Annotated in this window: 9 protein-coding genes; 1 reads left to right on the forward strand and 8 read right to left on the reverse strand. The window is 46.5% G+C overall.

The features are described 5' to 3' along the window. Positions 1 to 78 precede the first annotated feature (78 nt). The 3 genes from B0187_RS04870 to greA form a co-directional block, all read right to left on the reverse strand. Positions 79 to 1,131 carry a rod shape-determining protein gene (locus tag B0187_RS04870; protein WP_078236744.1) on the reverse strand — a complete coding sequence of 351 codons (1,053 nt, stop codon included), beginning with the start codon at positions 1,129 to 1,131 and terminating at the stop codon, positions 79 to 81. Positions 1,132 to 1,334: 203 nt separating this feature from the next. Further along, positions 1,335 to 1,466, reverse strand: coding sequence for a hypothetical protein (locus B0187_RS10425; protein ID WP_281247597.1), 132 nt, complete (start codon positions 1,464 to 1,466; stop codon positions 1,335 to 1,337). Positions 1,467 to 1,840: 374 nt separating this feature from the next. Then, the gene (greA, locus tag B0187_RS04880) at positions 1,841 to 2,317 is read right to left on the reverse strand and encodes a transcription elongation factor GreA (protein ID WP_078236746.1); all 477 of its coding nucleotides are present in this window, start codon (positions 2,315 to 2,317) and stop codon (positions 1,841 to 1,843) included. A gap of 139 nt (positions 2,318 to 2,456) precedes the next feature. On the opposite strand from greA, the gene dacB reads away from it, so the two are divergent. Further along, a complete protein-coding gene (gene dacB / locus B0187_RS04885; protein WP_078236747.1) occupies positions 2,457 to 3,884 on the forward strand; it encodes a serine-type D-Ala-D-Ala carboxypeptidase in 1,428 nt (475 codons plus the stop codon). 536 nt (positions 3,885 to 4,420) lie between these two features. Here dacB and B0187_RS04890 read toward each other — a convergent pair. The 5 genes from B0187_RS04890 to B0187_RS04910 form a co-directional block, all read right to left on the reverse strand. Next, complete coding sequence (locus B0187_RS04890; protein ID WP_078236748.1) at positions 4,421 to 6,214, reverse strand: DEAD/DEAH box helicase; 1,794 nt, start codon at positions 6,212 to 6,214, stop codon at positions 4,421 to 4,423. A 175-nt stretch (positions 6,215 to 6,389) separates the two neighbouring features. After that, on the reverse strand, positions 6,390 to 7,316 hold the full coding sequence (nlpI, locus tag B0187_RS04895; RefSeq protein ID WP_078236749.1) for a lipoprotein NlpI: 927 nt from the start codon (positions 7,314 to 7,316) through the stop codon (positions 6,390 to 6,392). 69 nt (positions 7,317 to 7,385) lie between these two features. After that, on the reverse strand, positions 7,386 to 9,500 hold the full coding sequence (gene pnp, locus B0187_RS04900; protein WP_078236750.1) for a polyribonucleotide nucleotidyltransferase: 2,115 nt from the start codon (positions 9,498 to 9,500) through the stop codon (positions 7,386 to 7,388). A gap of 530 nt (positions 9,501 to 10,030) precedes the next feature. Continuing rightward, positions 10,031 to 11,806 carry a lipid A ABC transporter ATP-binding protein/permease MsbA gene (gene msbA, locus B0187_RS04905; protein ID WP_078236751.1) on the reverse strand — a complete coding sequence of 592 codons (1,776 nt, stop codon included), beginning with the start codon at positions 11,804 to 11,806 and terminating at the stop codon, positions 10,031 to 10,033. Positions 11,807 to 11,925: 119 nt separating this feature from the next. Beyond that, the gene (locus B0187_RS04910) at positions 11,926 to 12,594 is read right to left on the reverse strand and encodes a glutathione S-transferase (RefSeq protein WP_078236752.1); all 669 of its coding nucleotides are present in this window, start codon (positions 12,592 to 12,594) and stop codon (positions 11,926 to 11,928) included. Positions 12,595 to 12,684: the final 90 nt, after the last annotated feature.

Here is a 12,684-nt window from a genome sequence, read left to right on the forward strand (position 1 = left end):
GGGAACAATTAAAAACAGAAAATGGACAGCGATGTTCCGTTGTCCATTTCCTTTCTTTATTTCTGTTCTGCGAACAAACTAATCGTCATTGCTAAATACATCGCCGCCGTGCATATCGATCATATCTAACGCTTTACCGCCACCGCGAGCTACACAAGTGAGCGGATCGTCCGCCACGATCACTGGCACACCTGTCGCTTCTGAAAGCAATACATCGAGGTTTTGCAATAACGCACCGCCCCCTGTTAGCACCATACCACGGGCGAAAATATCCGCCGAAAGTTCCGCAGGGCATTGCTCTAACACGGCTTTCACGGCGTCCACAATACCTTTTAACGGTTGCTCAATCGCTTCTAATACTTGTTTAGAGGAAAGCGAGAATGTACGCGGCGCACCTTCCGCAAGGTTATGACCGTGAACGTCCATTGTGCGAATTTCATCATCGCTACGGATATAAGCGGTCGCAATCTCTTTCTTGATATGCTCTGCGGTGCTTTCGCCAATCACAGAGCCGAAGTTTTTACGCACATAGTTGATGATCGCTTCATCTAATTTATCGCCACCGATACGCACCGATGATGAATGAACGATACCATTTAACGAGAGGATCGCCACTTCCGTTGTACCGCCACCAATGTCGATCACCATTGAGCCTTGTGCTTCGTGAACAGGTAAGCCCGCACCGATTGCCGCTGCCATTGGCTCTTCGATCAAATAAACATCTCTCGCCCCTGCACCGATTGCTGATTCTTTAATCGCTTTACGCTCAACTTGGGTTGCACCCGCTGGCACACAAACCAAAACGCGTGGGCTAGGACGCATAAAGTTATTGCGATGAACTTGTTTGATGAAGTGCTGTAACATTTTTTCCGTTACGAAGAAATCAGCGATCACGCCGTCTTTCATTGGGCGAATTGCCACGATGCTTTTCGGGGTACGACCTAACATCAATTTCGCATCCGAACCTACTGCCGCAATGCTTTTTGACGTTCCCATACGGTCTTGACGAATCGCCACCACAGACGGTTCATCAAGCACGATACCTTGATCTTTCACATAAATAAGGGTATTTGCTGTTCCAAGGTCGATTGATAAGTCGTTAGAAAAAAGTCCGCGAAATTTTTTAAACATAAAGAATCCGTTATTTTTAAAGTTTTATTGCCAACTGCACTCTTTCAACCTCGTTAGGATAAGGGTTAAACCGAATGCAAAAAATTGCGGTAAATATACCGAAAATCGGGATTTTATTCAATAAATAAATTTATGCAGAAGTGGCTTTTCTCAAAAAATAGACGTTATCGACAAGCGGTAAGATTTGGAATGTTATTTCTTGATTATTCCTGCGGAACATTCTTTTGCAAGGCTTCTTCGTATTCACGTTGAGCATTTTTAACCATACGGTTGATGCCCCAAACCATCAATACGGATGCCATTGCCATAATGCCTAAACAAACTGTAAGAGCCATAATTTACCTCATCTCATTGTGGGTTAAATATCCTTTATTTCTTCGCAGTGCATCAGCCCCAATAATGCAAGCATAAATTGCCACTGCAAGAAAAATGCCATTTGCTATTTTATAGCTCAATCCATTGTTACTGTATATTACAACAGGCGTAGTCAAAAGTGCAACCTTTGCAACATCATCCAGCATTTTACACCACGCCTCTAAGCTATCCGCATTTAACGGACGTTTTAGAAACCTCAACATCATTCCCTCACTCTTTTTTCAACAAGCGGTATGATATTCGCAAATTTATTCGCTTAATACAAAGGGCAAAATTGATTTAGTCGATCCAGATCACAAAAAAATCCCATAACCTCAGTTATGGGATTTTTGCATTAGCGATACTCTACATTCGTAATCTCAAATTCCACATTACCGCCTGGGGTAGCAATGGTAACGCAGTCGTCAATCTCTTTGCCGACCAAGCCTCTCGCAATCGGGGAATTAACCGAAATTAAGCCCTCTTTGATATTGGCTTCGTCATCGCCCACAATGCGATAGGTTACTTCTTCATCGGTATCTAAATTGAGCAACACCACCGTTGCCCCGAAAATTACCTTACCGTTGTTTGGCAATTTAGTAACATCAATAATTTGGGCGTTGCCGAGTTTACCCTCGATTTCTTGAATACGCCCCTCGCAGAAGCCTTGTTGCTCACGGGCGGCGTGATATTCGGCGTTTTCTTTCAAATCGCCGTGCTCTCTCGCTTCGGCAATCGCTTTGATGATTTCAGGACGGCGAACATTCTTTAAAAAATCAAGTTCTTCACGCAGTTGCTCTGCACCACGCACCGTCATCGGAATTTGTTTCATTGCACTTCCTCTGTTAATCGTAAAAGTTGGCTATTATTCACGACTTTCAAAAAATTTCAACCTTTGGCTGAAAATTTGCCGATTTCGCCAAACTTCGCTAAAATTTCGCCACTTTTTCTCGGTAATTTTTTGAAACACAATGGCTGTTTTTTCTCGTCAAACCCTAATCGCAATCGCACTCTTTCCAAGCCTTGCCCTCGCGAAATTAGATTTAACCGAAACTGTCCGCAAACTGCCCTACGGCACGCAAGTTGGCGTGGTGGCGAAAAATTTAACCACTAATGAAATTATCGCCGATTACCAAAGCGATATTTTTATGCTACCAGCCAGCACCCAAAAAGTGTTTACTGCCCTCGCCGCAAAACTTGCTTTACCCAATGATTTTCGCTTTCAAACGGCACTTTTAACCAACGGAAAAGTGGAAAACAGCACGTTAAAAGGGGATTTAATCGCTCGCTTTTCAGGCGATCCAGACTTAACAAGCGGTCAGTTAAGCCAATTATTCGCCCAACTGAAACAGCAAGGCATTGCTAAAATTGAGGGAAATTTAATTCTTGATAGCACGGTTTTCACCAGCCACGACCGTGGTTTAGGCTGGGTCTGGAACGATTTGACGATGTGCTTTAATGCCCCACCGGCGGCGATCAACATTGATAACAACTGTTTTTATGTGGATTTAGATGCGAACCAGCCAAACGGACAACTCGCCAAAGTGAACATTCCCACCGCCTACCCCGTGCAGGTGTTTAGCCAAGCCTATGTGGTTGAGGGGGCAGAGGCAAATTATTGCCAGTTGGATGTGGTGGTGAGCGACAATAATCGCTACCAAATCAAAGGCTGCCTTGCCCGTCAAGCCAAGCCGTTTGGGTTGAGTTTTGCGGTGCAAGATCCCACCGCTTACGGAGCGTTACGCATCCAAAATGATCTGAAACGGTTAGGCATTGCATTCAACGGCAAGGTACAACAAGCCAACCAACCACAAAATGGCAAAGTGCTGGCGGAACATTTTTCCAAGCCGTTGCCCGAACTGCTACGCAAAATAATGAAAAAATCGGACAACCAAATCGCCGACAGCCTGTTCCGCACCCTCGCCAATAAACAGCACAACCGCCCTGCTTCGTTCCAGTTGGCAAGCCTTACCTTACGCAATCTGCTGAAAAGCAAGGTTGGGCTGGATTTTAATAATAGTGTGATTGCAGATGGATCGGGGCTTTCTCGCTACAACCAAATCAGTGCCAACACAATGTTGCAAGCATTAGAAATCATCGCTCAAAACGACAGCACATTACAACTAAAAGAAACTTTCCCGATTGCAGGAATTGACGGCACGCTCGCAGGGCGAGGCTCACTCACCCAAGCCCCCCTCGCCAATAATCTGATCGCCAAAACAGGGGCATTAAAAGGGGTTTACAACCTCGCTGGCTTTATGCAAAACGCCAAAGGCGAACAGATTGCGTTCGTGCAGTTTATCAACGGCTATTCTACGGGGGATCTCGAAAGCAAAACTAAAAGATCGGCATTGAATCAGTTTGAAACGGATCTCTATCAACAGCTTTACAATTATTAAAATAGGAAAAAATTAGGGGGAATTTTCAAAAATCCTACCGCTTGATCTACTTTTCTTTGCTTGTGCAAAGAAAAGTAGCAAAAGAAAGCACACCCCGAACATTTTGCTTTGTTTCGCTTGTTTCTAATTTCTACGGTCAATTTGTAAACTCGCTGACTTCGTCAGCTCAAACAGTACAAATTGACCTTGAAATTAACGAAACCGCTCAACGCAAAATGACGGGGGAATTTTTTTCCGAGCAAATAACCATTCGTAGGGGCGGATTTTATATCCGCCCTAACAAATCGATAGTAAAAGCAAATGCCCCTTCGGCTCTTCGTACCACTTCCCCCGCAAGCGGGGGCAGATCAGATCTCTCTCACTACGAGGAAAGATCCGAGAATTTTCGTAGAATCAGATCTTCCCCCGCTTGCGGGGGAAGTACCCTGTGAAGCAGGGGGTAGGGGGCGAAATTTTGAGAAATCTTACCGCTTGTAGTCGGTTATCAGATCAAAAAACGCTATTCCTTAGAATGGCGTTTTTCTTGCAATTAACGATTAACGGCGTCCGCGTTTTTCGTTGAAGCGTTTTTCTTTGAAACCGCCTTTGCGGTCGTTTCTGTCGTTAAAACGACCGCCACGCTCTTTTCGTCCTCGCCCTCTTTCTTCAAAAGGTTGGCTGTTTGTGCCGCCGACTTCGCCGAGTAGGGTCATCTGCATTGGTTTACTGAGAATGCGTGCCTTGTGCGCGAAATGTTGCACGAGGTGGTTTGGCATTCCTTGCGGTAGCTCAATGGTCGAATAGGTGTCGTGCAGTTTGATATGCCCGATGTAGCGGCTGCTGATGTCGCCCTCGTTGGCAATCGCCCCGACAATGTGGCGGACTTCCACGCCGTCCTCACGACCGAGTTCAATGCGGTAAAGGTTCATCGCCACCCCGTTGTTTTCACGGTGTTCACGACCGCCGCGGCGTTCCATTGAGCGAGGATTTTCTCTGCCACGACCACGCTCGCCACGGGCTGGGCGGATTTCTGGATCAGGCGGTAGGATCAGTTTTTGTTTTTCTTGTAGCAACATCATCATCGCCGCCGCTAATTCTTCGTGATCTTGATCGGCAGTGAACAGATCTTCCAACAATTCACGGTAAAGCTCTAAATCGTGATGTTCCAGTTGAGCGGAAATGCGTGCCTTGAATTTTTCACGGCGTTTTTCCATTAGGATTTCGTGATTTGGCACTGGCACTTCGTCAATCGGTTTTTTCATTAAATGCTCGATATTTTTGAGCAAGCGGCGTTCACGGGGTTCAACGAACAACAAGGCACGCCCCGAACGCCCTGCACGTCCTGTTCGTCCGATACGGTGAACGTAACTTTCTGAATCAAGCGGAATATCATAGTTTACCACCAAGCTGATCCGCTCTACGTCTAAGCCTCGCGCCGCCACATCGGTCGCCACTAAAATATCAAGGCGACCTGATTTCAAGCGTTCGAGGGTTTGTTCACGGGCTTGTTGGGTCATATCGCCGTTGAGGGCTGCGGCACGGTAGCCGTTGCGTTCGAGCAATTCGGTAATGTCGGTCGTGCCCGTTTTGGTACGCGTGAAAATAATCGCCGCATCAAATTCTTCCACTTCAAGGAAACGCAATAACGCATCATTTTTGCGGAAGCCGTTCACCAGCCAGTAGCTTTGGGTAATGTCTGGGGCGGAACGTTGGGTCGCTTGGATTTTCACTTCCTCTGGGTTCTGCATAAAACGGCGTGTGATACGGCGGATCGGCTCGGGCATTGTCGCCGAGAACAGTGCCGTTTGATGATTTTCAGGCAATTCTGCCATTACGGTTTCCACATCATCAATAAAGCCCATTCGCAACATTTCGTCCGCTTCGTCTAACACGATAGATTGCAACGCGGAAAGATCGAGTGTACCACGGCGGATATGATCCAGAATACGCCCTGGGGTGCCGACCACCACTTGCGAACCCTGTTTTAACGCACGCAACTGAATATCGTAACGCTGACCGCCGTAAACGGTAACGACACGCACACCTTTCATATTCTTAGTAAATTGTTCACAGGCGTCCGCCACTTGGATCGCCAATTCACGGGTTGGTGCCATTACTAGCATTTGTGGATGGCGTTGGCTTGGGTCGATTTGAGCCAATAGTGGCAATGAGAATGCAGCGGTTTTGCCACTGCCCGTTTGTGCCATTCCTAGCACATCACGCCCTGCTAACAGGTGAGGAATACAGGCTTGTTGAATCGGTGAGGGGCTAACGAAGCCCATTTCAGTTACAGCGTCAAGGATAGATTGGGGTAAGCCTAACTCGGCAAAAGTTGCGGTATTTGTTGTCATAAAATTCCAATAAATGAGGGGATTGATAACGTGAGGCTATCAATCAAACTAAAATAAATTGTTGAGAGGTAAGCAAAATTAAAGGCTGCGTGAGCAAGCCGAAAATGTCGTCCTTTGATGAGTGCAAGCGGTAGGATTTGGCAAAAATTTTGCGAAATCTGACCGCTTGATCGTCTTAATTATTCCCAACAACAGCGGGTTGTGTTTGCGTGCCACGCAGTTGCGATAGCTCAAACAGGGCAAAACGATACTCAACAAAGTTAAACACTTGGTTTGCAATAGCAAGACGGAAAAGCGAAGTGGCTTCGCCCACTTGATTTAATTTGAGTTTTTGTTTTGCAAGATAAAAATAGGTTTCGGTCAAAATTTCCGCATATTGCGAGCTGTTTGGCTCGGCTTGTTTGTCCATTTTGTCCCGAAGTTGCGATAAGCTCAAATCGCCTAAGAAATAGCGAACGATGTTCGTTCCCCAAAACTCTTTCGACAAATTTTTGCTACGCTGAATAAGGTTGTCTTTCGCCTCTTTCGGGTTGAGTTCTAATTCATTGAAATAGAGCCACAACGCACGGTAAGGATCGGTTTTGTCGGCTTCGTAGAAACGCAATAAATCACGCTCTGTCTCGCCATAACGCCCACTATAATAGAACGCCAAACCTCGGTTGAGGCGGGTGTAATCATAGTTTGGGTCAAGTTCCAATACGGCATTGAACGCGTCCACCGAGCTATCATAATCATCTTCCAGCAATAAATATAAGCCGAGATAATTATAGGCGGCTGCCATTTTGGAATTAAATTCAATCGCTTTGGAAAAATCGTAACGTGCCAGCGACCACAAGCCGAGGCTGTCGTAGATCACGCCTCGCTCAAAATAGAGGTTGGCTTTTTCCATTGGCGGTAAATTTGCCTCGTCCAACACCTGTCCCAAACGGGTAACCATCACTTCTTGCTCAAATCGCAAGGTGGGTGAAAGTTCGGCGAGGGCAATTTTGTTGGTTGAAACCAGTTCATTGGCAAAACGATTGTTTGCACAACCTGCCAACGCAAGGGAAACCGCACCGAGTAAAATGAAGCGAAAATTCAACAACTTAATCAGTTGCAACATTTAAATAAGCCTTAAATAAAAATAAGCGGCAATAAAAGATGGGCTTTCGCCCATCTTAAAGTTGAAAAATTAAAGTTCAGCTTCAACAGGGGTTTCTGTTTCCGCCAGATTTAAATCTTTCATCGTGAGGCGGATGCGTCCTTGGCGGTCGATTTCAACCACTTTCACTTGGACTTCTTGACCCACTTCGAGGTAATCAGACACACGCTCAACACGGGCTTCGGTGATTTGTGAAATGTGAACTAAGCCCTCTTTACCGCCGAGGATTGCCACGAATGCACCGAAATCTACCACGCGAGTTACTTTCCCTTTGTAGATTTGGTTCACTTCCACTTCCGCCACAATCTCTTCGATACGTTCCATTACACGTTTCGCTGCATTGTTATCGGTTGCGGCGATTTTTACCGTGCCATCATCATCAATATCGATTGAAGTGCCAGTTTCTTCGGTTAATGAACGAATAGTCGCACCACCTTTACCGATCACGTCTTTGATTTTCTTCGGATCGATCTTCATTGTGTGAATACGAGGGGCGAAATCAGAGATCTCGGCACGCGGTGCTGGGATCGCTTGTTCCATTACGCCTAAAATGTGCATTCTCGCCCCTTTCGCTTGGTTGAGGGCAATTCGCATAATTTCAGGGGTAATCCCTTCGATTTTGATGTCCATTTGTAACGCAGTTACCCCTTCACGTGTACCTGCCACTTTGAAGTCCATATCGCCGAGGTGGTCTTCATCGCCTAAGATGTCAGAAAGCACCACGAATTTATCGTCTTCTTTCACTAAGCCCATTGCGATCCCTGCCACGGCGGCTTTGATTGGCACGCCAGCGTCCATTAACGCTAATGATGCACCACACACAGACGCCATTGAAGAAGAACCATTTGATTCAGTGATTTCAGACACCACACGCACTACATACGGGAACTCTTCGGCGGTTGGCATTACCGCTAACACACCACGTTTCGCAAGGCGACCGTGTCCGATCTCACGGCGTTTTGGCGAGCCGATACGACCTGTTTCGCCCACTGAGTATGGTGGGAAGTTGTAGTGGAATAGGAAGCGGTCAGATTTTTCGCCCGTTAATTCATCAATGATTTGAGCATCACGCTCTGTGCCTAAGGTAGCGACCGCTAACGCTTGGGTTTCGCCACGGGTGAACAACGCCGAACCGTGGGTGCGAGGCAATACGCCTGTGCAAATATCTAAGGCACGCACCGTATCCACGGTACGACCGTCAATACGCGGTTCGCCTGCGATAATGCGACTACGCACGATTTGGCTTTCAAGGGAAGAAATAATATCAGCAATCGCCCCTTCGCTGATCGTCTCATCTTGGGCGGTTAATTGAGCCACCACGTCCGCTTTGATTTCATCAATTTGGGCGTAACGAGCTTGTTTTTCGGTAATGCGATAAGCATCGCCCAAGCGGCTTTCCGCTAAGGCTTTCACTTGGTTGATTAACGCCGTGTTTGGCTCTGGGGCAACCCAATCCCAACGTGGTTTGCCTGCTTCACGCACAAATTCTTTAATGTTTTCGATCACTACTTGTTGTTGCTGATGACCAAACACCACCGCCGAAAGCATTTGCTCTTCGGTTAAAATATCCGCTTCGGATTCCACCATTAACACGGCTTTGTCCGTCCCTGCTACGACTAAATCCAAACGGCTGATTTTTTGCTCTGCCGTGGTTGGGTTTAGCACAAATTGATCGTTAATAAAGCCGACACGTGCCGCACCAATCGGGCCATTAAACGGCACGCCAGATAGAGAAAGTGCCGCCGAAGCACCGATCATCGCCACCAGATCAGGGCTGATTTGCGGATTAACCGAAACCACCGTAGCGATCACTTGAATTTCGTTGAAGAAACCTTCTGGGAAAAGCGGACGAATTGGACGGTCGATCAAACGTGCGATCAAGGTTTCGCCCTCAGACGGACGACCTTCACGCTTGAAGAACCCCCCAGGGATACGCCCTGCCGCGTAAGTACGCTCTTGGTAATCCACAGTTAAAGGGAAGAAATCTTGCCCCTCTTTCACATCTTTCTTCGCCACCACAGTAACGAAAACCGTGGTGTCGTCCATACTCGCCATTACCGCCGCTGTCGCTTGGCGTGCAATCGCCCCTGTTTCTAAGGTTACGGTATGCTGACCGTATTTAAACTGTTTAACAATTGGTGTCATTGTAAAATCCTTTCAATTTTAGTGATTACGATTGCTTTATCCCTAAATTGCGACTAGCAAAAATGCTCTCTACGCACTCTCGTACATTGTTTTAAAGCACTTTTGATAGCCGCCTCAAAATGCCAAGGAATAAAACGAACGCATTATACAGACTTTTTCACAGAAAATCGCCAACTAATTCTTGATTTACAAAAATTTCGTTAAATCTCACCGCTTGTAATTGTTACTTTCTTTGCTCACGCAAAGAAAGTAACCAAAGAAACACGCCCCCGAGCATTTTGCTATTGTTTCGCTTGTTTCTAATTTCTGCGGTCAATTTGTAAACTCGCCAGCAAAGCTGGCTCAAACAGTACAAATTGACCTTGAAATTAACGAAACCGCTCAACGCAAAATGACGGGGGAAGTTTAACCGAGCGAGATAATCATTTGTAGGGGCGGATTTTATATCCGCCCTAATATAAAATTTCCCAAAATCTTACCCCTTGTCGCCAATAAAAAAGGATACCGTTTTGGTATCCTCTTTTTCAAATCTATGCAGATAACTGCAACTGATGGAACTGGCTATACGCCCCGTTCTTCGCTAACAGCTCTTGGTGTGAACCGCGTTCGACAATTTCGCCGTGATCGACCACCAAAATTTCATCGGCGTTTTCAATGGTGGACAGGCGGTGGGCGATGACGAGCACGGTGCGATCTTTTTGTAGCACTTCGAGAGCGGCTTGGATCGCACGTTCCGATTCGGTATCCAACGCCGAGGTGGCTTCATCAAGAACTAGCACAGGCGAATTACGCAACAAGGCTCGGGCAATTGCAAGGCGTTGGCGTTGTCCGCCCGATAAATTCACGCCGTTTTCGCCGATCATTGTGTCTATTCCCTGCGGTAGCTTTTCAATGAATTCCATTGCGTAAGCCGCTTTCGCCGCCGCCTCAATTTGCTCACGGCTATATTTGCCCTTGCCTGCGTAGGCGATGTTGTTGGCAATGGTGTCGTTAAACAGATGCACCTGTTGCGACACAATCGCACATTGTTCACGCAAATTGTTGAGGGTGTAATCGCGAATATCGTGCTGATCGAGTAAAATTCGCCCTTCGTCAATGTCGTAGAAACGAGTCAGCAAGTTGGCAATGGTCGATTTGCCCGACCCCGAACGCCCCACCAACGCCACCGTTTTGCCCGCTGGCACGCTGAACGAGATATTTTTCAAGGCAGGTTGCTCTTTGCCGAAATAGCGGAAAGTTACGTTTTCAAAACGAATATCGCCCTTGGCTCGTTCGGTGGTAAATTTGCCGTTATCTTGCTCGGTCGGCATATCGAACAGGGTGAACAAGGTTTGGCTTGCCGCCATTCCTCGTTGGAATTGAGCGTTCACGTTCGTCAAAGTTTTAAGCGGTCGCAAAATCCCCATTAACGCCCCGATAACCGAAGCAAATTCGCCCGCGGTGAGGGTGTTGCCCATCAAGCGATGTTCGCCAGCAATATAAAGCACAATCGCCAACGCAAAGGACGCAATCACTTGAATAATCGGGTCGGAAATAGCACTCGCCGCCATCATTTTCATTCCCTTTCTTCGCATATCGTTGCTGGTGTGGTTGAAACGCTGTTCTTCCACTTCCTGCCCGCCAAACGACAGCACCACCTTATGCCCACGCAACATCTGCTCGGCACTTTCGGTCATATTTCCCATTGATTCCTGCATATTGCGGCTCAAACGGCGGAAATGTTTGGAAACAATGCGAATAAGCACCGCAATGATCGGTCCGATCACAAACAGCACCAGCGACAGCCGCCAGCTGTAATAGAACATCATTCCAATCAAAAACAGAATATAAACTCCCTCTCGTACTACGCTTTGCAAGGCGTGAGATGAAGAACTGGCGATCTGTTCCGAATCGTAGGTAATCCGTGAAAGCAATTTGCCCGAAGAATTTTGGTCGAAAAAGGTAACAGGCATATACATCAAATGCTTAAACACTTTTTGACGCATTACCATTACCACCTTGCCCGACACCCACGCCAAGCAGTAGCTCGACACAAAATTACTCACGCCACGCACGAGGATCAACCCGATCACAATAAACGCCATTGTTTTCAAAAAGCTACGTTCGCCCTCGACAAAACCGTTATCAATCAAGGGTTTAAGCATTGCGATCAAGCTCGCATCCGCAGCGGCATTCACCAACATCGCCAACATCGCCGCCACAATCCCCCACTTAAACGGGGCGATCATCGGCCAAAGGCGTTGGAAAGTCTGCCACGTTGAGCGGTCTTGGGTCATCTCATCAAGAGAAAAAACATTTTTACTCATTTTTGATACTTCTGATAGAAAAAACGGGGCTATTGTAAAGGGAAAATGGATTTATACCAAATTTTGAATATTTTATAGAATAAGATAACGTAGAAATTTTAAATTTTCCGTTCCTAAGCCTATAATTTATTTAATTCCAAAATCCCCACTTTCTGTTCCGCCCTCTGCCAGCTTTCCAACGCTTCAATCCGAGCCACATAGGCACGGATATTTGGATAATCTAAATCTGAACGTAAAAGCACCGCTTGCAGGGGGAAACTCATCATAATATCGGCACCAGATAAGCGGTCGTTTACCAGCCATTTTTTGCCAGCGAGGGCTTGTTCTACATAGTCAAAATGCAGTTTGAGTTGCGGTTCGATAAAGCCCTGTTTGACTTTGTCGGAAATTTTATTCGCAATCGGTTTGACAAAAAATGGCATTTTGGTGTGGTCGATTTTGCGGAACACGAGGGAAAGCAACAACGGGAACATCAGCGAGCCTTCCGCATAGTGCAACCAGTGCAGATAGTGCGGATAATCGGCACTTTCCGCTTGCGGTTTGAGTTTGCCCTGCCCGTAGCGTTCGATCAGATATTCCACAATAGCCCCGCTTTCGGCTAATACGAGGTTGCCATCTTTAAGGATTGGCGATTTGCCGAGGGGGTGGATTTTTTTCAAGGTGGCTGGGGCGAGTTTGGTGTGCTGATCTCGCTCAAAAATTTCGACTTGATAGGCTAAATTCAATTCTTCCAACAGCCACGCAATGCGATTGGCTCGGGATTGTAGCAAAACATACAAAGTAATCATTTTTATCCTTATTTTTTCAAAAAAATGCTTGCATATTATGCCCGAAATTTGGCAATCTAGGCACAATTTTAGACCTAGAAAAATGGAAGG

It is taken from the genome of Haemophilus paracuniculus (assembly GCF_002015115.1).
Taxonomy (GTDB): domain Bacteria; phylum Pseudomonadota; class Gammaproteobacteria; order Enterobacterales; family Pasteurellaceae; genus Haemophilus_E; species Haemophilus_E paracuniculus.

What these genes read in the sequence shown, in the direction of transcription:
- pnp (WP_078236750.1), bottom strand. Translation starts at nt 9,500, where the DNA reads ATGACACCAATTGTTAAACAGTTTAAATACGGTCAGCATACCGTAACC.
- B0187_RS04890 (WP_078236748.1), bottom strand. Translation starts at nt 6,214, where the DNA reads ATGACAACAAATACCGCAACTTTTGCCGAGTTAGGCTTACCCCAATCT.
- B0187_RS04870 (WP_078236744.1), bottom strand. Translation starts at nt 1,131, where the DNA reads ATGTTTAAAAAATTTCGCGGACTTTTTTCTAACGACTTATCAATCGAC.
- greA (WP_078236746.1), bottom strand. Translation starts at nt 2,317, where the DNA reads ATGAAACAAATTCCGATGACGGTGCGTGGTGCAGAGCAACTGCGTGAA.
- dacB (WP_078236747.1), top strand. Translation starts at nt 2,457, where the DNA reads ATGGCTGTTTTTTCTCGTCAAACCCTAATCGCAATCGCACTCTTTCCA.
- nlpI (WP_078236749.1), bottom strand. Translation starts at nt 7,316, where the DNA reads ATGTTGCAACTGATTAAGTTGTTGAATTTTCGCTTCATTTTACTCGGT.
- B0187_RS04910 (WP_078236752.1), bottom strand. Translation starts at nt 12,594, where the DNA reads ATGATTACTTTGTATGTTTTGCTACAATCCCGAGCCAATCGCATTGCG.
- B0187_RS10425 (WP_281247597.1), bottom strand. Translation starts at nt 1,466, where the DNA reads ATGGCTCTTACAGTTTGTTTAGGCATTATGGCAATGGCATCCGTATTG.
- msbA (WP_078236751.1), bottom strand. Translation starts at nt 11,806, where the DNA reads ATGAGTAAAAATGTTTTTTCTCTTGATGAGATGACCCAAGACCGCTCA.